19 protein-coding genes are annotated in these 23573 nt (G+C 41.6%); 10 read left to right on the top strand and 9 right to left on the bottom strand.

The annotated features are described in order from the left end of the window. Nucleotides 1–349 precede the first annotated feature (349 nt). Entirely contained in the window at nt 350–2317 is a 1968-nt protein-coding gene (betT, locus tag MMO38_RS12145; RefSeq protein WP_241323698.1) for a choline BCCT transporter BetT, read from the bottom strand. A 276-nt stretch (nt 2318–2593) separates the two neighbouring features. Further along, on the bottom strand, nt 2594–3190 hold the full coding sequence (locus tag MMO38_RS12150) for a TetR/AcrR family transcriptional regulator (protein ID WP_241323699.1): 597 nt from the start codon (nt 3188–3190) through the stop codon (nt 2594–2596). 85 nt (nt 3191–3275) lie between these two features. Between MMO38_RS12150 and MMO38_RS12155 the strand changes: the two genes are divergently transcribed. Next, nucleotides 3276–4484: an oxygenase MpaB family protein gene (locus tag MMO38_RS12155; RefSeq protein WP_241323700.1), complete on the top strand. Its 1209-nt coding sequence runs from the start codon at nt 3276–3278 to the stop codon at nt 4482–4484. 57 nt (nt 4485–4541) lie between these two features. Here the strand turns inward: MMO38_RS12155 and MMO38_RS12160 are convergent, their stop codons facing one another. Together MMO38_RS12160 and MMO38_RS12165 are read right to left on the bottom strand one after the other, a co-directional pair. Continuing rightward, nucleotides 4542–6257, bottom strand: a complete 1716-nt coding sequence (locus MMO38_RS12160; protein WP_034594862.1) for a cation acetate symporter — start codon at nt 6255–6257, stop codon at nt 4542–4544. 1 nt (nt 6258) lies between these two features. Continuing rightward, complete coding sequence (locus MMO38_RS12165) at nt 6259–6591, bottom strand: DUF485 domain-containing protein (RefSeq protein ID WP_241323701.1); 333 nt, start codon at nt 6589–6591, stop codon at nt 6259–6261. A gap of 185 nt (nt 6592–6776) precedes the next feature. Between MMO38_RS12165 and MMO38_RS12170 the strand changes: the two genes are divergently transcribed. Beyond that, nucleotides 6777–10268, top strand: a complete 3492-nt coding sequence (locus MMO38_RS12170) for a PAS domain-containing hybrid sensor histidine kinase/response regulator (protein ID WP_241323702.1) — start codon at nt 6777–6779, stop codon at nt 10266–10268. Nucleotides 10269–10687: 419 nt separating this feature from the next. After that, complete coding sequence (locus MMO38_RS12175; protein ID WP_004668132.1) at nt 10688–11449, top strand: hypothetical protein; 762 nt, start codon at nt 10688–10690, stop codon at nt 11447–11449. 54 nt (nt 11450–11503) lie between these two features. Here the strand turns inward: MMO38_RS12175 and MMO38_RS12180 are convergent, their stop codons facing one another. The 3 genes from MMO38_RS12180 to def form a co-directional block, all read right to left on the bottom strand. After that, nucleotides 11504–13600, bottom strand: coding sequence for a TonB-dependent copper receptor (locus MMO38_RS12180; protein WP_241323703.1), 2097 nt, complete (start codon nt 13598–13600; stop codon nt 11504–11506). Between the two features lie 102 nt (nt 13601–13702). Further along, on the bottom strand, nt 13703–14140 hold the full coding sequence (locus tag MMO38_RS12185) for a DUF2946 family protein (protein WP_241323748.1): 438 nt from the start codon (nt 14138–14140) through the stop codon (nt 13703–13705). Between the two features lie 43 nt (nt 14141–14183). Then, entirely contained in the window at nt 14184–14714 is a 531-nt protein-coding gene (def, locus tag MMO38_RS12190; RefSeq protein WP_004668129.1) for a peptide deformylase, read from the bottom strand. A gap of 125 nt (nt 14715–14839) precedes the next feature. On the opposite strand from def, the gene MMO38_RS12195 reads away from it, so the two are divergent. From MMO38_RS12195 to MMO38_RS12205, 3 genes are read left to right on the top strand one after another with little or no spacing between them, the layout of a single operon-like run. Then, nucleotides 14840–15991 carry a LysM peptidoglycan-binding domain-containing protein gene (locus MMO38_RS12195; RefSeq protein ID WP_241323704.1) on the top strand — a complete coding sequence of 384 codons (1152 nt, stop codon included), beginning with the start codon at nt 14840–14842 and terminating at the stop codon, nt 15989–15991. Between the two features lie 24 nt (nt 15992–16015). After that, on the top strand, nt 16016–17146 hold the full coding sequence (gene dprA / locus MMO38_RS12200; protein WP_241323705.1) for a DNA-processing protein DprA: 1131 nt from the start codon (nt 16016–16018) through the stop codon (nt 17144–17146). Nucleotides 17147–17182: 36 nt separating this feature from the next. Beyond that, entirely contained in the window at nt 17183–17752 is a 570-nt protein-coding gene (locus tag MMO38_RS12205; RefSeq protein WP_241323706.1) for a Sua5/YciO/YrdC/YwlC family protein, read from the top strand. Between the two features lie 406 nt (nt 17753–18158). Here MMO38_RS12205 and MMO38_RS12210 read toward each other — a convergent pair whose 3' ends face one another. Both MMO38_RS12210 and MMO38_RS12215 read right to left on the bottom strand, forming a co-directional pair. Further along, the gene (locus MMO38_RS12210; protein WP_241323707.1) at nt 18159–19079 is read right to left on the bottom strand and encodes a DMT family transporter; all 921 of its coding nucleotides are present in this window, start codon (nt 19077–19079) and stop codon (nt 18159–18161) included. Between the two features lie 101 nt (nt 19080–19180). After that, nucleotides 19181–19825 carry a TetR/AcrR family transcriptional regulator gene (locus MMO38_RS12215; RefSeq protein ID WP_241323708.1) on the bottom strand — a complete coding sequence of 215 codons (645 nt, stop codon included), beginning with the start codon at nt 19823–19825 and terminating at the stop codon, nt 19181–19183. A gap of 145 nt (nt 19826–19970) precedes the next feature. On the opposite strand from MMO38_RS12215, the gene MMO38_RS12220 reads away from it, so the two are divergent. From MMO38_RS12220 to MMO38_RS12235, 4 genes are all read left to right on the top strand, one after another. Next, nucleotides 19971–21191: an MFS transporter gene (locus tag MMO38_RS12220; protein ID WP_241323709.1), complete on the top strand. Its 1221-nt coding sequence runs from the start codon at nt 19971–19973 to the stop codon at nt 21189–21191. A gap of 14 nt (nt 21192–21205) precedes the next feature. Continuing rightward, complete coding sequence (locus MMO38_RS12225; protein WP_241323710.1) at nt 21206–21979, top strand: helix-turn-helix transcriptional regulator; 774 nt, start codon at nt 21206–21208, stop codon at nt 21977–21979. Between the two features lie 99 nt (nt 21980–22078). Then, complete coding sequence (locus MMO38_RS12230; protein ID WP_004668118.1) at nt 22079–22624, top strand: glutathione peroxidase; 546 nt, start codon at nt 22079–22081, stop codon at nt 22622–22624. Nucleotides 22625–22721: 97 nt separating this feature from the next. After that, nucleotides 22722–23417 (top strand): phospholipase D family protein, encoded by a 696-nt coding sequence (locus tag MMO38_RS12235; protein WP_241323711.1) that lies wholly within the window; start codon nt 22722–22724, stop codon nt 23415–23417. The last annotated feature ends 156 nt before the right edge of the window (nt 23418–23573 follow it).

A 23573-nucleotide genomic window follows, 5' to 3' on the forward strand; every position in this document is an offset into this window, starting at 1 on the left:
ATGATTCGTCACCATCAAGCTAGGTCGGCTATATTACTCTTAATCTCTTAAAAGTCAACAGGCAATTTAGATATTTTTAAAACTTATTCTCAAACTCAAGATTTAAATCTTTCAATCCAAATCCTTGTTTCTCAACAAGTTTTTATCTGCATCACCGCCGATGGATGTGCATTCTACAGCATTTCCAATACCACACAACCCCTTTTTTTAACTTTCCCTTTCGCTTGTTTCTTTTTTCTACAAAAACGATTGGTTTGGTGCTTTTATCGGCATAAATATGATTTTTTATGCCTTAAATAGCAAAAAAGAAGTCCCTAAGGACTTCTTTTTTGATTGTTTCCTGCTTTTATCAGCTTCTCACAACGTTAAGGAAATATAAGTGGCGTTCGTATTGATCAATAATATCTTGGATCAAGTCCTCCTGTGTCCAATCCATTACATCGTAATTTTGCCCACCTTCACGCAAGAACACCTCAGCTTGAAAGTATTCACTATCATCCGCTTCACTTTGCCCAAGCATAAAGCTCGGTGGCGTGGTCTTGCTTGAAAAAACAGTATATTCAAAGTTAATTTCTTGGTGATGATCGACACGCAAACGTAAACCTTGTTCGGTTTCATCAATAGCGACGCTTAACTTCCGACGTTTAAATTCGGCTTGGACTGCCTCAAATGCTTTTAGCACTTGAGTTGCAATATATTGCTTCACCTCATCTTCCGTATGAGGGTAATGCATAATTAAGCCTAAACGCTGTTGCCAACTGCGTGGATTGTTCATCGCTCTTGGCGTGGTTCGAGCCTCGGTCAACATTTTTGATTTGGTTGCATCGAGATTCAATGCTTTCAGTAAACCCCAAGCCATCAGCAGCATAATCACGGCAAATGGTAATGCGCTCACCAACATTGAAGCCTGTAACGTGGACAGACCACCAACCAAGAGCAAACAAATAGTGAGGATCGAGATCAACACCACCCAGAATACACGCTGCCATGCAGGTGTGTTTTCATCTTTAGCCGTGAGATAGTTCACAACTAAAGCACCTGAATCCGCAGAGGTCACAAAGAAAAGTAAAACCAGTATTGCCGCCAATAAGCTCATCACAGCCGAGAACGGCAAATGATTTAAAAACTCAAAAAGTGCCACTGATGAATCTTGTTGCACCATTTGCATCAACGCAATATTGTTTTCTTGCATGATGCTAAAGAGTGCGGCATTTCCCCAGAAACCCATCCAAACAATAGTAAAACCTGTCGGAATCAGAATAACGCCGAGAATAAACTCTCGAATGGTTCGACCTCGTGAAACACGCGCGATAAACATCCCAACAAATGGCGACCAAGCGATCCACCAAGACCAATAAAAAACCGTCCAGCCGCCGATCCAACCCGTCGACTCATAGGCCTGTAAATTAAAAGTCATCACAAATAAGTTGGAAAGATACTGTCCCGTATTTTCAACGGTAGTGCGGAGTAAGTGTAGTGTTGGTCCTGCCAAGAAAACAAAAACAACCAATATTACTGCAAGTATTAAATTAAGTTCTGATAGGCGCTTTACACCTTTATCTAACCCAGCAAAAACCGACAAAGCAGCCAAGATACTAACGAAAATAATTAAACCAATTTGTGTGCCAGTACTCTGCTCGATACCCACTAAATAATTTAAACCAGCATTGACCTGTAATACACCAAAGCCCAATGACGTTGCGACACCAAAAATCGTCCCAACAGTGGCAAAGGTATCAATGGCATCGCCCCATCGACCATAAATTCTTTTACCAATCAGTGGATACAATGCAGAACGTGTTTTTAGCGGTAAATTATGGCGATAGGAAAAATAAGCGAGAGATAAGCCCACTAAGGCATACACAGCCCAAGCATGTACACCCCAGTGAAAGAAGGTGATTCTTATTGCTTCTTTAGCTGCTTGAACCGTCTCAGGATCACTAGTTGGAGGAGTGACATAATGCATGACAGGTTCTGCCACACCAAAGAACATCAGTCCAACCCCCATCCCTGCGGTAAACAGCATCGCGAACCAAGAGCCGTTACTATAATCTGGCTGGCTATGATCGGGTCCCAATTTAATATTGCCGCTTGATGAGCACGCAATATAAACCAACAACACAAGGAAGATGGCAACACACAAAATATAGAACCAACTAAAAGAGTCCGTAATCCATTGTTTTGCTTGTGCAGTTAAGTTTTCAAAGAGATCAGGTGCAATGATTGCAAATGAAAGAAAAACGACAATGATCAATACCGTACTAAAGAAAACATTTCGGTTGACGTTAGCCAACCAAGATGATGTTTTGGAATGCATATTTTCTCCATACTGTTCTAATAGCTATTGCTTGGCTTAGGCACACTAGAAGACGGAAATTGAATAATAAAAAACGTCTAATATGTAAAAAAACTCATCAGAGTTTATCAAATGGAAGTACCAATCTTGCTCACACAAAACTGACCACTTTCCAATAAAAACCTTTCTTTCGGTTATTTTTAGGGTAACAAAGAATGTACTAAACAGCTAATCATCAACCACTTTGCTCACCAATACCCTACATATTGCAGCAAATAAAGCATGACCGTGTTCGACTTAAACTGTATCTAAAAAAGCAATAATCATTTTTCCAAGTTCTTGTTGCAATCGTTGCTCTTCAATCAAAAAAGTATTCTTACTGACATAGCGCATCATGGTAAATAAAGTACTGTTAATAATCACAAAAGATTTATGTTTCAAGGTTTCAAAATCCCAATGCGGATAATAACGTCCAAATAAATACATCCCGATTTCTAAAAAATGTCTTTCCAATAGCTGTGCCGCATCTGAATCACTATAAGCATGCCAATTTTTTAAAATTTCAATAAAAAAACCTTGATCTGATTTCAAAGATTCAAAGCCAAACGCAATACTTAATGTGATGATGTCTTGAATAGACGCTTGCTGCTGCAAGGTCACCAACTGTTTTAAAGCTTGTCCTAGATCTTCGCTTTTGCGTAATAATAATTCAGCAATAATCTGTTCTTTATTCTCAAAATACTGATAAATAGATCCAACACTAACGCCTGATTTTTCAGAAATTTTGGGCGTGGTGACATGCAATACACCATATTCTGAAATGCATTTTTGCGTTCCTTCCAAAATACTTTCCACAATCATTTTGGCACGTTGTTGCTGTGGTCGCTTCCTCATACTTCGTCTCAATTTAAATGCGAATTGAATACGAATATTTATTCATATTATGCTTTGATTAAATAACAATCAGAGGCATTATGCAATGCAAAGTATGATTAGACCAAAACGCTTAGCATCCTTTAAGCAAATGATTCAGTCAAATATCAAAACTAAAATCTTAAGTTATATGACTGATCAAAAAGTCCAACCCAGTTACGAAGAATATCTCGCCCTCAACATCGCATTGCAAAGTGGTGATGAACCGATGGATCAAGTCATGCGTTGGGTGATGCTCAACCCTCGACAACATCGAAAATATTTTGAAACGGCGCTATATCAAGGTTTAGATCAACTGCCACATGAGATTCCTGAACTGACGACCTTTTTTGATTTGGTACAACAGCCCCCTACTTGGTATGAACCGAGTAAAATAGATGCCGCACTCAAATTCACCTATCGCTTAGGTGCCAATAATGGTTTTATTTTAAGAGATTTATCCTTAATGACGGGTTATATGTATCCCGGATTTAATCAACCTTTGGTACTGACAGGCGCATTAAACAAACAAGCAGGTACACGTTTGGCTGAAACCACCAAATGGTGGATCGATATTACCGAACAAGATGGTTTTGCGCGTTTCAGCAAAGGTTTTACCTCAACGATCTATGTCCGTTTCATTCACTCCTTAGTTCGTCATCAATTGCAAAAATCGGAGAAATGGGACGCTGAAACGTGGGGTGTACCGATTAACCAGTACGATCAAGCGATGACCAATATTGCGTTTAGTGGTGTGGTTCTGATTGGCATTCGTGCACTCGGAATTTTCCCAAATCAGCAAGAAGTAGGCAGCTTTCTGCATTTTTGGAAATATGCAGGTTGGTTGATGGGGATTGATGAAAAATGGCTAGTAGATAAAGAATCAGACGGTTGGAAACTGATCTATTGGATGCAATTCGCGCACCCACAATCCGATGCCAGTAGTATTTCACTTGGTTCGAGTCTTTCTAAAGAACCTTTTGAACGGCAATATCGCTATCTTGGTACTTTTCAACAAAAGCTAGCTTATCGACAACATTTAGAAATGACCCAGTTCTTTATTGGACGTAAGAAAATGAAAAAATTGGGACTTGCCCCTCGATTCGCATCTTGGTTTGCTTATTATCTGCTGTTGCGCAATCTGACACTTTATACAGGCGCAAGATTCATTCCTCAATTGAATGTTTTGTTGGAGCGTAACGGTCGACACATGCAAAAATCGGGATTGTCTTTGTATCAGAACCAATCAAAACAGCTCGCGAGCATGCATCAATAAACATATAAAAAAACCCTCATTTGATATGAGGGTTTTGTTTTTAAGGATCAAATGTGTTTAGTGATCTGAAGCGCCTGTAGCTCCGACACCTGTCATTGAACGCACATACTGCGCATCAAATGCTTTGCGTTCTTTTTCTGCACGTGCTGACTTATCCGTTACAGAGAAGAACCAACAGCAGAAAAATGATAATGGCATTGCAAATAATGCTGGACCATTAAATGGATTTGGCGCTGTTTCAGCAATACCCAACGTATCCACCCAAACCGCTTTAGAAAGAATAATCAAACTTACAGCACCGACCAAACCAACCAAACAGCCAATCACTGCACCACGAGTGGTTAGACCTTTCCAGAACATTGATAACACAAGAATTGGGAAGTTTGCACAACATGCGACAGAGAATGCCAATCCAACCATAAATGCTACGTTTTGCTTTTCGAACAAAATACCCAAGATCATCGCAAAAATAGCTAAACCTAAAGTTGCCATTTTTGACATACGCAACTCAGATGCAGGTGTGGTTTTACCTTTTTTAAACACGTTTGCATACAAGTCATGTGAGATCGCAGAAGCACCTGAAAGGGTCAAGCCTGCAACCACCGCAAGGATCGTTGCAAAGGCCACCGCCGAAATGAAGCCCATAAACAAATCGCCACCAACGGCATCACTCAGATGCACCGCAGCCATGTTGTTACCACCCATTAGTTCTAACTTGCCTGTCACTGCCATTTTTGCAAGATCAAGGAATTGCGGATTGTTCGCAACGAATAAGATCGCACCGAAACCAATGATAAAAGTTAACAAATAGAAGTAGCCAATAAAGCCCGTCGCAACCACAACCGATTTACGTGCTTCTTTTGCATCTTTCACGGTGAAGAAACGCATTAGAATATGTGGTAAACCTGCGGTACCAAACATCAACGCTAAACCAAGTGAAACTGCATCAATTGGATTTGCGGTCAGTGTTCCCGGCCCCATAATTCTAAGTGCTTCATCCCAGCTTAAATGGTGTGCTTGACTGTACACGTCGATCGCTTGGTTAAACATATTGGTAAAGCTAAAACCAACTGCTTTCATCACCATAAAGGCCATGAAGGTTGCACCGCTGAGTAACATCACCGCCTTAATGATTTGTACCCATGTGGTGGCTAACATTCCGCCAAACATGACATAGGCCATCATCAATAGACCAACGATCACCACCGCAAGATTATAGTTCAAACCAAATAACAGTTTGATCAACTGACCTGCACCCACCATTTGCGCAATCAGATAGAAAGCCACCACCACCAATGAGCTAATGGCTGCCAAAGTACGGACTGGCTTCTCTTCCAAGCGGAATGAAACCACATCAGATAGATTATATTTACCTAAGTTACGTAAACGCTCAGCCACCAAGAATAAAACAATCGGCCAACCAACCATAAAACCGAGCGAGTACAACAGACCATCAAAGCCTGACATAAAGACGAGCGCAGAAATACCCAAGAATGATGCAGCAGACATATAGTCGCCTGCAATCGCTAAGCCATTTTGGAAGCCACTAATGCCGCCACCTGCGGTATAGAAATCTTGTGTTGATTGGGTTTTTTTGGCTGCCCATTTGGTGATCAATAGAGTTAAACCCACAAAGATCATGAACATGATGATCGCATGCCAGTTGGTCGCTTGTTGCTCTGCTGCACCGAGATCAGGCCCAGCCAATGCAATACTTGAACAACACATGCTGGTCAGTGCCAAGAGTGTCGCTTTAAATGATGTCCCTTTCATCTCAGTGCTTCCCTTTTTCATGTGCAATCGCCTCAACTTCCGTGAGTGCCTCTTCATTGAGTTGGTCAAGTTTATTATTGGCAATGTACGAATACACACCACATAATAAAAAGGACAATACGATAATGCTTAAACCGAGAGGAATGCCCCAAGTCGTGACACCACCACTAAATGAGCTTGCTAGAAATTCTTTGTTGTAGCCAACCAAAAGCATAAAGCCAACGTAGATAAACAACATGATCGCTGTTAGCGTCCAACTTAAAATACTTTTCCTTCTCACCATTTCTTTAAACTTTGGATTTTGTAGAATCTGCTCTACTTGTGAATCATCCATAATCAACTCCTTATTTTTGTGTCCAACCATGGACCCCTTTTTCTCTATGGGATTCTTCACTATCCAACTTAGCAAGTTTATGATGATGCCGTAACTTAGACTTTGGTCGTTACAAGCAGATCTGTACGCTTCACTATGCCCACGCTTCGGGTATGATAAAAAATGGAATTGATCACGTGAGCAATATGAATAGCTGGCTTATTCTTGGCATACTCGCGCTTTATATCGCGCTGTTATTTGGCTGTGCATTTTTTGGAGAAAAACATGCCAGTCGACTCAGTACGCGTGGGCGAATGTTGCTGTTCAGCTTAACCCTAGGTGTATATTGCTCATCTTGGACATTTTATGGGGCAACTGGCGCAGCAGTTCGTGAAGGTGTGTTGTTCTTACCTATTTATCTCGGACCATTGCTATTTCTTTGGTTTGGTTATGATATTTGGAAGCGTTTAGGTCGTATTCGCCAATACCACTCGATTTCATCGATTGCCGATTTTATTGCTGCCCGTTACGGCAAAAGTGGCAGCTTGGCCGCCCTTGTAACCATTTTGGCTGTGATTGCAATTGTGCCCTATCTGGCACTCCAGCTACATGCGATTGCACTCAGTGCTGCGGTGATTCTTGATCAAAACGCCAATATACATACCACCACCAATAGCGTTCTGATGTTAACTGCGGTACTTGCAATTTTGGCGATGATTTTTGGCACACGACATATTGCCAACACCGAACAACACGGTGGTCTAATGCTGGCAGTCGCATTTGAGTCCTTCGTAAAACTGTTTGCATTACTCTGTGTAGCAGGATTTTTCTTATTACAATCGCCTGAGAATATTAAACAAGTCAGCAATGACGTCTCGGAGCATTTTTATAATTTACAACAACTCGGCGTACCCGAAACCTTTTGGGTGCAAACCTTACTCGCTGCACTGGCGATGATCTGTTTACCTCGCCAATTTCATGTCGCTGTGGTTGAACTCCGCGATGAGAAACATATTCGTGGCGCACGGCATTGGTTTGCGGCTTATTTAATTCTCACCATAATCGCCATCATTCCAATCGCCAGTTGGGCACTACATGCACTTCCTGAATCCCTTGGCTCTTCTGATATTGCCGTTTTAGCACTGCCACTCAGCTACCAACAAGATTGGTTAGCATTATTGGCATTTTTAGGTGGTTTTTCTGCTTCAACTGGCATGCTATTGGTTTCATCAGTGGCACTTTCGATCATGCTCAGCAACGACTTGATCATGCCTGCGCTATGGCGCTTCAAAATTATTTCTCGACATGACCGACAGTTACCTAAAGTGCTCAAACTAACACGGCGGATCAGCATCCTGAGCGTGATGTTACTGGGCTTCTTATTTTTTAATTTCTTTAATGATATTAATCAGCTTTCGGTCTTCGGTCTGCTGGCATTTAGTGCCGTTGCACAGTTCGCACCCGCCCTCATTGGCGGACTATATTGGCGTGGGGCAAGCCGACAAGGGGTTTATGTCGGTCTGATTGTCGGTTTTGTAATGTGGAGCTACACGCTGCTTTTTCCGACTTTGCTGCGCAGCTTACCTGAACATTATCAAAACTTTGCACAACATATTTTGTTATTCGGGCCATTTGATATACATGGCTTACGTCCAGAAGCACTGCTCGGCTTTGAATCTTTTGCGCCGCTGACGCATGGTGTGCTTTGGTCTTTGGGTCTCAACCTTGTCTTATATATTTGGATCTCGCGTCTTTATCGTCCCAGTGTTGCAGAACAGATTCAGGCAGAAAGCTTTTTTTATTATGAAAGCAAACCACTTCCCTCAGCGCAATCTGCGGCTGATCTGACGGATTTACATCAAAATGCAGCCCGCCTAAAAGTCGGTGACTTATTGGCTTTGGCGAAACGGATCACAGGCGAAAGACCAACGACCCAAGCCTTTCAACAATTCTCTGAACAAAATCATGTACTTTTAAATGAGAATCATGTTGCCAATGGCATGTGGTGGCGCTTCACTGAGCAATATCTTGCAGGGATTATTGGAGCAGCTTCTGCACGTACCTTGCTGACCACTGCCATGATCAACAATGGTTTAGCTTTGGGGCAAGTTGCCAATATTTTAGACCAAGCGTCACAGTGGCAACGTTTTAACCAAAACTTACTGATGACCATGATTGATCACATGACCCAAGGTGTGAGTGTGGTTGATAAGAATATGTGTTTGGTGGCATGGAACAATCAATATCTAAAACTGTTTGATTATCCTAAAGATCTGGTTTATGTCGGCTGTCCAATTGCAGATCTAATTCGCTATAACGCTGAACGTGGTGAATGTGGACCGGGTTCAGTAGAAGAACATGTCCGCAAACGGATTCACTGGATGAAAGTCGGTAGCGCGCATGAGTTTGAACGTATTCGTAAAGATGGCTTGGTCATCCAAATGCGCGGCAACCCGATTAAAGGCGGCGGTTTTGTCACAACTTTTGCAGACATCACCGCATTCCGTACCAATGAAGCTGTGTTAGAAGAACGTGTCCACGATCGCACACAACAACTGGCAGATGCGCTCACTGAACAACAGTTGGCATTGGAACAAGCCGATAAAGCCAATCAATCCAAAAGCCGCTTTCTTGCTGCAGCCAGCCATGATTTATTGCAACCAATGCACGCTGCACGATTGTTTAGTACTGCACTGGAACAAAGCATACATTCGTCTGAAGATCAACAAACCTTACAACAGCTTGATCGTGCACTATATGGTGCAGAAAGTATGTTGTCCGCGCTATTAGATATTGCACGTTTGGAAGGTGGAACCATTCAACCTAAACGACAAGCCTATGCCTTGCATGATTTGCTCAATGATCTTGAACTGCAATTCAAATCCATCGCTGCTCAAAGAAACATTCAGCTCAAAGTCCATGACACCAAGTTTTGGGTCGATACTGACCCACAATGGATGCGACGAATTATTCAAAATTTTGTCAGCAATGCGCTCCGCTATACCGCTCAGGGTCGCGTTGTGGTGGGCGTATTACGCTCCGCACAACGACCCAATCATATCCGGATCGGGGTTTGGGATACTGGGCCGGGCATAAACGAGCAACAACGGGTTAAACTGTTCCAAGAATTTGAGCGTTGCGGGCACACATCACCTTGGGGAGAGCAAGGTCTTGGGCTGGGGCTGGCGATCGTACAACGCATGACCCATCTCTTAGATTTCCCCGTCCATGTACATTCCGAATTGGGCAAAGGCTCCTGCTTTATGATTGAAGTGCCGTTGACAGCAGCCACAAAGATACATACACCTGTCGTACCAACCACAGCACTACAACACACGGCTTATAAAGTTCTTTGTCTGGACAATGATGAAACTATTTTAGACGGGATGCGAACTTTACTCAGTAAGTGGGGCTATCAAGTTTTCACCGCAACCGAACCTGAAGAAGCGCTACAACTCATCACACAGCATGATATTCAAGTCTGGTTGATTGATCAGCATTTAAATCACGATCAACGTGGTTTAGATTTTATTGAACAACATCGACCCGCACATGTTCCGGTGGCACTGATCACGGCAGATTCAGATCCTGAATTGCCACAACGACTGAAAAAACAGAATATTGTACTGCTCAAAAAGCCACTCAAACCCGCAGGTTTACGCGCTTGGTTATCAGGTTTAAAAATCTTGCCGATGTAATAGACTGCTTTCATCATTATTTATACCCTCCTTGTATTTCACCATCGGGAGAATGAGGAACGATTGAAGTTCCGCAAGGGGATTTATGAAAGAAGTCGAATAAATAGCATAATATTTTGAAACATAGGCAAAAACCATCAAAAATCTGCACTTTGGTTGCTAAAAAATTGACCGAAGTGCTCAAATAGTTTTTGACTATGGCAAAAATTTCCACTTACATTAGTGAACGATTGTACACTTACTTACAATTTCATAATATATTGTTTTAATTATTATTTTATATCAAAAACCGCCATATAAGACTTTAGTCGTATTCTACTTGCTTTCTGAATAAAGCATAAATTTATGCGAATCAATAGAAACCTATTTGCACGTCTTTAGGATTTCTCACAATAATACCGCCAGAAAGGATATTGATCATGAATAGCCCCCAGCTTAGCTCTGAACATCGCTCGCAACAGTTTTATCGTCAATACAGCGCCAATGCACTCTTACCACAACTCAACTGGCAAACTATCTTTGCTCAAAACAAATTAAATGATACCCACTTACGCGCATTGAATACGCTGTATCAAGCGGCTGTTCCTCTGGCTTTAAATGTTTTCGATGAGCTGCATTTTGATGTATTCGCACCTGCTGCTTATCAGCCACAGGGTTTAGGTTTATTTGAAAAATTAGCCCAACAAGAAGAAATTTTCTTAAAAGCACTCGAAACTGAGTCATCTCATCTAGATCAAGATACTCGCCATCAAATGTGGAGCATGTTGTTACGCGGTGGTGCGGTACTGGTCTTTAAAGCGTGGTTGGGTCATGTAAAAGCAGGTGAAAATCAGCTCGATCGAACTCAATTTGATGAACTTTCAGATTTGCTTTTTATCAAAACACGCCCTGAAAATTTAGCGCAGCGCTTAAAAATTGAGAGTGATGCTGAAATTGAACATATTTTTTTAATGTATGAAAATGACGTCTTTTTAGATCACTTTAATAGTCTAGAAACCGCCGCATTATTTGTTGATTTAGGTGTATACGATGCTGCGTTTTTGAGTTTGCGTGATGACCGTGTAGCAGAATATCTCAAAGCCGAAGGCTATGTCACTCAAGAGCAGATTGATGATTTACAATGTGCATTAAACCCGCTGTATTGCGATAGTTTAATGCCAAAACAAGATTGTTTGGCTTAGATTTCCTATTTTAGAATAAAAACAAGGTGGGCAGTCCACCTTGTTTTTTGTTGCTTAGAACTTCATGCTCATGCGCATCCAGTAATTCCGTCCAATATTATTAAACTGTTCACTGGCGCCATATCCAAACATGGACGCACCCGCTTTATTGAGATGTTCGGTGTAGGTCTTATCCAAGACATTATCGACACCAACTGACACATCAACAGTATCTGTTAACTTATATGTCCCATTCAAAGCCAAAGTATCGAACGCTTTACTTGGATTCATGTCATAGCCAACCACATTGCCTTCATTTAGGCTAATACGATTTTGTTTAGCAACCACACGCCATAATAGCCCTAAACTATATTTCTCCTCGACATAGCGAAGATTAATACGTCCTTCTAAAGGTGCAATTTGCGGCAAAGCACGATCATCCGAGGTGTTTTTACCCCAAGCATACATCGTTGATACATCTGCTTGGATCTGATCATTAAACTGATAACCCACGCCTGCTTCAGCACCTGCAATGGTTGCATCAACATTCCGTGCTAAAGGTTTTCGCTTATCAGGCGTATGATATTCCAACAAAATAAAGTCTTTAATTAAACCTGCGTAAGCAGAAGCCCATGTATTCCATACGCCATGTTCAGCCTGAAAACCAATATCGAATTGGGCTGTACGTTCATTTTTCAGATTGTCTAAATTATCAATCATACGATAAGTGGTGACACCCATCATATCGGTTGTCCCCACCCCACGATTTGTTGAAGTACTATACAACTCCCAAAAATCAGGGGTGCGTTCAACATAGCCCACGCCTGCATAGGTTTTCACGCCATGTTCAGGTAACGCTTTTTCAATACGGATAAAGCCACTTGGCACGGTATCCTTGCGGTTTTTACCATTTTGAAGTTGATCAATTTTGACTTGATCGACGCGCATACCTGCAACTAATTTTTGATCAGCATCAACGTTATAGGTCCACTCACTAAACGCACCATAAGACTGGAACTTCAAATCCTCAGCATAAGGCGAACTCATTTTAGGCATGGCATACATCATCATGTCACCACCATGCTTGTTATGCTGGCTATCCAGTCCTGAAACCACGCTGAATTTATCCCAATCTGTCGTGACCGCCAAACGGGTATTTAAGGTTCGGCGATCGACACGCATCGACATTTTATTCGGTACCATCATCTGCATGCCGTGCATATTCATATTGGTCATCGGCGGAGTACGTAAACTAAAATTATCCATAATGTGATCGTTATAGCTATAGTCCACTTGTGCTTGGACTTTTTTAATCACGTTGTTCAGATTTTTCTGCTCGGCATGTAAGCTCAAACTTTCACGTTTAAATTGCGCGCCATCCATACCACGACCTGCATAAGCAGCTTCACCATCGCCTTTACCTGCACGAAGTTCTAACCAAGCATCCTCAGTCGGTTTCCAGCCTAAGGCAAGATCAGCACCCCAGCGTTCCCAGTTGGAGTGAACATTTTTCCCGTCACCATCTTGATAATCATTTGACACAGAACGATTGGCATTCAAACGTGCATATTTCGTTTCATCACCAATTGCAGTTTCAACATTATGATCTAAACGTCCGTAAGAACCGACCAATACACTGGCTTGACCGCGATAGGGTTGATCTTTGCTTAGGTTTTCAGGCTGACGTTCAAAAATCACCGTGGCAGCAGAGCCAGGCGTTGCATATTGAACCGTTTGCGGCCCTTTAATCACCGTGATTTGGTCAAAGCTTTCAGGTTGAATATAAGAGGTCGGTGCATCCATCCGTGATGGACAAGCACCTAGGTTTTCACTGCCATCCACCAACATTTTAATACGCGAACCAAACATACCACGGAAGGTAACATCGCCATTGCTGCCTCCATTTTTAATGGCACTGAATCCCATAATGCTTTGTAAATAATCTGCACCATCGGTTGCAGGTACAGGCTGAATCGGTTGCTTAGGATCGGCTTGAATGACCAATCCATTGCTCTGATTGGGTTGTTGTGCAGTGATGACGATCGGTGCAAGCACGACTTGAGCAGATTGTTGCGTTGATTGAGTTTCCGTACTTGCCCACACCATCGCGGTATTTGAGACAGCAAGCATCGCAACCATGAGCGGTTGTAATAAAAATTTAGGCTGAGCCATAAGAGCTTTCCTTAAAACATAAACACGGCTTGAGTTTGCAAAATCAAATTTACAAACTCTCGTAGGGGCGAATTGGATTCACCCTATTTAAAAAGCAATGATTTATGCAAAGTGTGGCGGGGCTCGCCCTTGGGGCAATAAAAACAGTTGTTGTAGCGCAAAATAAACATGTCTAAAGGCATGTTGATAGGCCACTAAACGGATCTGAATCCGAACCAAGACCTCTTTAATCCCAAGCTCAGGCGGCAGGATCAAGTTGGCATAGACAGTACAATACTGACATTGATGATTCGGATCATGATGATCATGTTGCGGCATCGAAACTTGAGTATGTTCAAGCTGATGTGGGTGATGATGCGAAGAATGTACGGCTTGGCTTGATAGGACTTGTATTTTAGGTAATAGCAAAGCTTGGGTAATGGTTTCACACACAGGTGCGATTTGATATTGCTTCGGAAGTAATGGCTGCAAAAATACCGCGATCTGTAAACAGACCGCGGCGAATGCAAACAGCAAACCACAACGAAACAAAGTAAAAATCTCCCCTACCCCTCTTTACTAAAGAGGGGAACTCTATTTTGACTTAACGTTTAACTGCCACTTTCTCTTTTTCACGCTGGCGAACCAATTTTTCCACTTTTTCACGGGCACGCTGACGTTTTAATGGCGATAAATAATCCACAAAAAGTTTGCCATTTAAGTGATCCATTTCATGTTGGATGCAAACAGCGAGAAGTTCGTCAGCTTCTAACTCAAATGCTTGACCTTCAAGGTTAATTGCTTCGATTTTTACGCGTGACGGACGCTCAACTTTGTCGTATATTTGAGGCACGGAGAGACAGCCTTCTTCATAAGGCTGAGTATCTACAGTCAGCGGAGTGACTTTGGGGTTAATGAACACCATCGGTTGGTTTTTCTCTTCAGAGATGTCCATAACAATAAGCTGAATATGATGATCAACCTGAGATGCCGCTAAACCTATACCCGGTGCCTCGTACATGGTTTCAAGCATATCTGCTGCAAGCTGACGAATATCATCAGTGACTTCTTCGACTGGCTTGGCAATGGTGCGAAGGCGGGGATCAGGAAAACTTAGAATAGGTAATAAGGCCATACTGACATCCTCAACTTATGCCGTTGATCAGAAAACCGACTGAAGGGAATGCTTGATCAAAAAAAAATGTGGGTAATGTCGTTATTATAACGCAACTACGCACATAATTTTTAGGAATTATGATAATGAAAAAGGTTTTAAACGGCATACACTCATTTCATGCCTTGGGGTTAAAAAAACAACTGATTGCCGTGGCAATTTGCGCGGGATTGGGGATGAGCGTCAATATCGCACATGCTGCAAGTCCAAACGTTAGCCCTCCTGCTGTCAAAGCAGGTGCACCCCATGTTTATGTGGTGAAAAAAGGTGACACGCTTTGGGATATCTCAGGCAAGTTTTTAAGCAAACCTTGGCGCTGGCCAGAAATTTGGGCAAGCAATAAACACGTGAAAAACCCACACTGGATTTATCCAGGTGATCGTCTGTTATTGTGCACATTGAACGGCAAACCTTTAATTGGCAAAGATGAGGGCGATGGCTGTGCTGGGATCATTCGTCGCCACAGTGGCAATACCTCAACCTTACGTCCACAGGTTCGTGTTGAAGCTCTAAATAATAGTGTTCCCGTGATTCCACTGGCGCATATTCAACAATGGTTAGAACGCACCTCGATTCTTCCAGTAGACACCATTGCTCATACTCCATATATTTTGGGTACAGCTGACAAACGCGTCCTTGCAGGTAAAGGTCAAAGTGTCTATGTACGTGGTAAAGGACTAGAAAATGGTCAGCGCTATGGCGTATTCCGCGAAGGCGAACCCTACATCATTGTTGATGAGCACGGTAAAAAGCAGAACCTCGGCATCGAACTCACTCAAGTGGCTTCAGGTGTTGCCATTCGCAATGAAAATGACATCACCACAGTTGAATTAACCGATAGCTACAATGGTGAAGTGCGTCGTGGCGATCGTGTAATGGCTGAACAAGATGCGATGTTGCCGACATTGTTCTATCCAACAGATGCAAATCAAGTCAAAGATGGCGGTAAAATCATTCGTGTCATGGGTTCAATTGGGACTGCTGCTAAAAATGGTGTCGTCACCGTTGACCGTGGTACAAATGATGGCATTGAAATCGGACAAGTGTTTCATGCTTATCAAGACGGCGAAACTGTCAAAGACCCTAAAACCAAAGAAATGGTCAAATTACCTGGACAATATGTGGGTAATGTCATGATCTTTAAGAGCTTTGATCGTCTTAGTTATGCCTATGTAATTGAAAGCGATTTACCAATTAAAGTCGGTTCAAACATCAAACCGCCTCGTCTTGAAGACTAGTTGATGACTGAGCACTGATCTGAAATGTTGAATCAACTATCACCTCATCACTACCACACTGTGTTGTTGTGGTATTTGGTTCAACATTCGCTTTCTAGTTTCAAAAAAGTCATCCACTATTTTGGGGATTGTGAACAAGCGACCCAAGCAGATCGCTTTTCGGAATGGCAACAACTCGGCTTACACGCCAATCACTTAAAACGCGTAGAAACATTCCAAACAACTCAAGGGCGACAACAGTTTGAACAACTGGTTCAACTGATTTGTCAACATAGCGATTTTATTCTAACCCCTGACGATATCGGCTACCCCACCCAACTTTTACCTTATGCTGATCATCCACCGATTTTATTTGGACAAGGTCAAGCGCACGCGCTATTACAACCACAAATTGCCATGGTTGGCAGCCGAAAGCCCAGTCCACATGGGCGACAAGTCGCTTATGATTTCGCCTATTATTTAAGTGAAAAAGGTTTTTATATTAGCAGTGGCTTAGCACATGGCATCGACCAAGCCGCGCATCAAGGTGGACTCGCTCATCAGCGCACCATTGCCGTGGTCGGCACAGGTTTAGATACCGTTTATCCAGCGCAAAATAAACAACTTGCGCAACAGATTATTCAGTCAGGTGCGATTGTGACCGAATTTCTACCCACCACAATGCCTTTACAACAACATTTTCCACGGCGTAACCGTATCGTCAGTGGTTTAAGTCTCGGTGTGGTCGTGGTAGAAGCTGCATTAAAAAGTGGTTCTCTGATCACCGCAAACGAGGCGGCTCATCAAGGCAAGATGGTCTTTGCGATTCCCGGACATATTTATAGTGAGCACCATCAAGGCTGCCACCAACTGATTCGTGAAGGCGCGATTTTGGTCGATCATCCTGAGCAAGTGATTGAAGATTTGGCTTTGCCCACCCAATGGCAAGCACAACAGCAACACGCTGAAAAACCGAACACCACCACACCGAATCTCCCCTCTCATTTGATCGGACTCTATCAACGCTTAGACTGGGTCGGACAAGACTTAGATCAACTTGCTCAAGCCAACCAAGCTGCAATTTCAGAGTTAACAGCACAATTGATGGAACTTGAGTTATTAGGTTTATGCACACAACAAGCTGGGCGCTATTTACGTTGTCGCCCAATGCTTTAAACTAAGCTTCTCTTATTAACACTCTGCACACCTCACATGATAACGTCCTCAATCTCTGAAGCCGCTCAGCTCCTCAAACAAGGTCAAGTACTGGCATATCCGACAGAAGCTGTTTGGGGATTGGGCTGTGATCCATTCAATGAGCAAGCTTTTCAAAATATACTTGAGCTAAAACATCGCCCAATCGAAAAAGGCGTAATTTTACTGGCGGGGAAAGTCGCACAAGTCGAACATTTATTACAAAGTTTGACTCCCAAAATACGTCAGCAAGTGATCAACAGTTGGTCTAACCGCACACCAGTTGAGCGCGCAACGACATGGTTACTGCCTGCTGATCAACAGATTCCAACATGGATTAAAGGGCAACACCCTTTAGTTGCTGTGCGTGTCACCACCCATCCATTGTGTGTCGAACTATGCAATGCTTTTGGTGGTTTTATTGTCTCAACCAGTGCCAATCCAGCAGGTTTAACGCCTGCGCATAGCTTCGAACAGGCACGAGGCTATTTTGGTTCTGCATTGCATTATCTCGACGGTGCTTTGGGACAAAGCCAAGAACCCAGTCGAATTTTAAATGCGCTCACTGGCGAAGTGATTCGGGCATAAAACAATGGATAAAAATGAGCCAAAATGCAGGCAAAAAAAAGCTCAGTTATATAGGGATAACTGAGCATAAAAAGGATGTGTATAATCACATCCAGAGGGTTCGTAAATTCGGCAAGCAATCTAAACACTAAAATGTATCAATTTGCTTCTGCGCTTATTATGGATCAATCATCTCATTTATACAAATATATTATTTGCCGTGCAAAAAAGGTGAAAAGCGTACCAATTTTGTCACTTCTATATTTTCAATAAAATTATATTTCTATTTTTATTCAGCTTTTTTTTGATCACAAATTTAGCATTTCTTCAAAATATACGTTTAATATCAAATAGAAAGAATTGTCTTCATATCTATTATTTTGCGCGTTTGTCTATTTTTTAAACAAGCGCGCATTTTAAATACATCTTAAATCGTCGGCTTTAACACTCGGGATGATAATTTCACGGTTTTTTTCTGTGCCATCACAATACCTACAAGAATCATCGCCCCTCCAACAGTATGATAAATCGTCCAGCTTTCTGCGAGCCAAAAACTGGCAATAATGGCAGTAAACACTGGCATTAAATTCATAAAAATACTGGTTCGGTTTGGACCGATCGATTGCACAGCAAGCATCCATAATAATGGCGCAATCAATGATGGGAACATGCCTGCATACAATACACTTGCGGCATTGTCAGCATTGATACGGTCTAGCCCAAACCACAGTAAAAATGGCAGGTGGTACAGCAGTGCAAATGAAATTTGTACATATAAACTGGTCATTAAGGGCAATTGCAGTTGCCATTTTTTCAGGAATACACCATAGAAAGCATAGAAACCAACGGCAACGACCATCACCGCATCGCCCCAGTGCCCACCTTGAGCAAACAAACTGGAAATATGCCCTTGGCTCATGACATAAATCAAACCTGCAAATGACAACAGACTACCGAAGATCGCAAAACGATTCGGTCGATCTTTCAAAATCAGATACGAAATAAATATGGTAAATACAGGGACAAAAGCATTCACAATGCCCATATTGGTGGCAGTGGTATAATGTGCGGCTGTATAAGACAAGCCTTGGTATAACACCATACCAAATGCACTCAATATGGCTAACTTACCGATCAATGGCCGAATTAAAGTGCGTTGCTGCCAAACCTTCGGCAACATAAATGGCGTCAAAATAAGAAAAGCCACAAACCACCGATAAAAACTAATACTGACAGGTGAAATCAGGTCAGCCACATAACGGGTCACCACAATATTCAGTGACCAAATTAAGACCGCTATCAATGGCAGCACAAATGCCCATTTTTGATATTTTGTTAACTGACCCATGACCTTTCTCACAATATTTCAGCAATGTGAGTATTGTGAAAGATGTCCAAATTAATTGAAATATCGTATTTCAGACATTTATATCGCAGTTACGACATCCTTTAAAATAGCTCCCAAGCACGCATCGCGTGTTCAACCACTTTGTGCAACTGTGCGACGGTTGCCCCGTCTCTTGCTTGTATGGTTAAACCTTGTAAAACCGTTGCGTAGAAATCAGCCATTTCTGCTAATGGGGCTATTGCTTTCAAATCACCATCAAAAACACCTTGCTGTAAACGTTGCAACATTTTTTGTTTAGTTTTCAATCGCTTTTCAAGAATATTGTGCTGTATCGCTTGGGTATTATCAGAACAATTCATGGTTGCAACCACCAACATACAGCCTGAAGGTTTATCGGGTTGCGCTAGACGTTGTACATTGTCATAAAGAAAAAGTTCAAAAGCCACCTTTGCGGTTTTGGCTTCTAAAAAAATTGCTTCAATTGGACAAGCTTCATGGGCGAGATAGTAATCAATACATTTATAGAATAGCCCTGTTTTATCGCCAAAACTACTATAGAGGCTCGGAGCTGTAATCGTTAAAGCCTGAGTTAAATCGCTAATCGAAGTCGCTTCATAGCCATGTTCCCAAAATAACAACATCGCCGTTTCTAAAGCCTGCTGCTCATCAAAACACTTTGGGCGTCCACGCTTCTTTTTTAGCGTGTCATCACAAGGTGACGGCAGAGACATATCTGGATGAGTCATAAGGGTCACAAATATTTTTATAACGTTCACTATAAAATAATTGACTGAATGGCTTTTATCAACTATTTTATTTTTTAACGATCGTTATAAAACATTATTCTTTTTCAAATTTTATTGTTATCTTACTAACAATAAAGGAATTTTTATGGAAAACTCCCTTTCTAGCGAAATACCCCCCATTCAGTCAAGTCAAACACAAGGCAATTGGTTTGCACTTCTATCCGTGACCCTCAGTGCTTTTGCCTTGGTCACAGGTGAGTTTCTTGCGGTTGGGGTACTGAATGAAATCGCGCGTGATTTTCAGATTTCTGTGGGCACAGCAGGTCTCACCGTTTCTTTAACTGCGGTTGTCGGGATGTTTGCAGCAGTACTCATTCCTGTATCTGCCAAAACACTAGATCGGCGGCCGCTGTTACTAATGTTAACCTTATTGATGATTCTCGCGAATTTCATCACGGCATTTGCACCAAATTTCACGCTCTTACTGCTCGGACGAATTATTTTAGGGATTGCGATTGGTGGCTTTTGGGCAACCGCAGTTGCTTTGAGTGGTCGTCTTGCCCCACCACATTTACCTATTGCCAAAGCAACCGCATGGGTCGCGTTCGGTGTCACACTGGCAAGCGTACTGGGTGTGCCAATGGGTACCTGGCTCGCGCAATATAATGGATGGCGTACATCTTTTACAGTCATTTCATTAATGGGAATTTTGCTTTTTATCTTCCAATACTTATACCTACCTCAATTAAAACCATCTTCTTCGCTACGCTGGAAAGAACTCCCAATCCTCGTACAACATCCCGCTGCTCGTAAAGGACTGATTATTTTTATCTTTATGGGTTTTGCACACTTTGCCGTTTATAGTTATTTTTCTGCCTTTTTTAAGCACCAGATTGACTTTTCTGACAGCCTGATTAGCCGTTTACTTCTGGTATATGGAATTGCAGGAATTTTTGGCAATATCTTTGCGGGTTATCTCGGACAAATCAATATTCGCTATACTTTTGCAGTCAGTGGCGTTGCCTTCTTTTTGGCATTTTTAAGCCTCCCTATGTTTGGCACACATATCATGGTCGCGATCGTACTGACGGCGTTGTGGGGCTTTGCCTATGGCATCATCCCAACGGCGGTAAATATCTGGATGTTTACTCATGCACCTGAAGCGGTGGAAAAAGGTATGCCGATGGTGACATTGACCTTCTTAATTTTGATTGCTTTAGGCAGTATGTTTGGCGGAATCATTGTCGATCATTTTGATGGCACGATCTTGTTTTTTGCCATGCTCCCGCTGGTACTCTGTTCTCTGGTATTGATTTTTACCCTCGCACGCGGTTTAAATAATCCTAAACTCACCTGCGAAAATTAACATGAGCGCCCCCAATGAAGCATGATGTCGCTGCACAATTTCCCTTTCTGAATGGTATCGAAGTACATGAATTTCTTTATCAGAAAGATGATGTTGTCAGTCCTCATACTTCACTTTGGGGTGACTTTAATTTTAGTTTAAACGGTACTTTAGAATTTGACATTGAAGGAAAGTACTATTTATCACCACCCAGTTATGGGCTTTGGCTACCACCGCGTACTGAACACCAATCTTTGCCTGTTGAACATGAAATTCATTATATTTGTATTCGGATACACCCTAAATTCGGGCAGTTTTTAGGCAATAGCTGTCGTTGCTTTAGTATCGAACCTTTTTTTCGTGCTTTGATCGTGCAGATTTTAGAACAACAAAAACAAGCGGCGCAGCCTGAATACCTTGAACATTTACTGCAAGTTTTATTTGATCAACTCAAACAAGCCCCAGCCCATTCGCACTATTTGCCACAAAGCAGCCACCCAATTTTGGCACCGATTTTAGAAAAATTATCCGATCCTGATTTATTCAACATCAGCTTACAGCAAATTTTACAAAACTTTTCTGTCAGCGAGCGTCATGTACTGCGCTTGAGCCAACAAGAATTACAACTCTCATTATCCGAATGGCGTAATCGAGCGAAAATCATTTTCGCCATTCACCAAATCCGCCAAGGCATGACCATCAAACAACTGGCCTTTGCATTGGGTTATCACCATAGTTCGAGCTTCATCGAATTTTTTAAACGCTATACGGGGCAAACGCCGATTCAACTTAAAAATGCTGCAATATAAATATTATTTTTATGTATTCATATCAATAGCATTGCACTCTAAAAGATTAGCAGTTAAAACAAACAAGTGATTTCACAACAACAAATTAGGACATACTCCATGAGCCAATCGGTTTATCACATCCCTGTTCAGGATATCAAAGGTCAAGACGTTGATCTCGATCAGTATCAAGGCAAAGTTCTACTGATTGTTAACGTTGCTTCAAAGTGTGGTTTAACACCACAATATGAAGGGCTAGAAAAACTCTATCAAGCAAAAAAAGAGCAAGGTTTAGAAATTTTAGGCTTCCCTGCCAATAATTTCTTAGAACAAGAACCCGGTTCAAATGATGAAATCCAACAATTCTGTTCTCTCAACTATGATGTGCATTTCCCATTATTTGCCAAGATCTCAGTCGCTGGCGATGATAAACATCCTTTGTACCAGACCTTAACCCAAGCGATACCAGAACGTACTGGCGAAGGCCCTTGGTGGAAAGATCTGGTTGATTATGGTCTAACACCAAATAATCCACCTGAAGTGTTATGGAATTTTGAAAAATTCTTAGTCAATAAGAATGGTGAGATCGTGGCTCGTTTTGCGCCAGATATTACCGCAGATGATGAGCGTATCGTGACTGCAATTGAAGCTGAATTAGCCAAATAAGTTACAAATGTTCAAGGAGAAGGATGGTTTTACCGTCCTTTTCTTTTAAATCATTATTATAATTTCATTTTGAATACTTTAATCAGGTAGGGGTTTCATGGCAAAATTTCTGAATACAAGTGCCACCAGTTTTTATTTAGAAGAATTGATTAAAAATGCGAAAGAAAGATTAATTTTAATTAGCCCATTTTTAAAACTGAATGATCGAATTAAAGAACTGCTAGAAGATAAAAATCGCTTAAAAATTGACATCCGCATTGTCTATGGTAAGAGTGATTTACATCCTGATGAAATTAAATGGATGCAACGATTAGACTATGTTCGTGTTAGCTTCTGCAAAAACTTACATGCAAAATGCTATTTAAATGAATCAACCTGTATTATTTCAAGTCTTAATCTTTATGAGTTTAGCCAAATTAATAATAATGAAATGGGTATTCTTATCGAAAAAGACCAAGATGAACTTGTCTTTAAAGATGCGTATGAAGAAGCACAACGCATTATTCGCATTAGTGATGAAGTGCGTATTTCTTTAGATGAAGTCAAAGGAACTGAGATCGTACAAGATATCGCTGAACAAGAAGAGTTTAGTAAGCTTACAACGTCAAAACTGGCTGCAAAACATAAACTTAAAACCACAGAACTTTTAGATCAATTTGTTCAAAACGGTTTCTTAATCATAAATGACAAAGGGAAACACCAACTGACTGATCAAGGAAAAAGTATAGGCGGTGAGTTTAAGCCCAATACTTATGGTGGATACTTTCTTTGGGCGGCAGATATGAATATCTAATAAATTGTTTTACATTAGCTCAAACATGCCTATATTTTTCTCAAAATAACAAATAGTTTGAGCTAATTACCTCCCCGAAATATCATTCAATCTATTCTTAGTTCTCATTACAATGTTAATGAATTGCAAAAATCACATTTTTCTTCATACTTTCTC

Source organism: Acinetobacter sp. NIPH 1852 (assembly GCF_022549455.1).
Taxonomy (GTDB): domain Bacteria; phylum Pseudomonadota; class Gammaproteobacteria; order Pseudomonadales; family Moraxellaceae; genus Acinetobacter.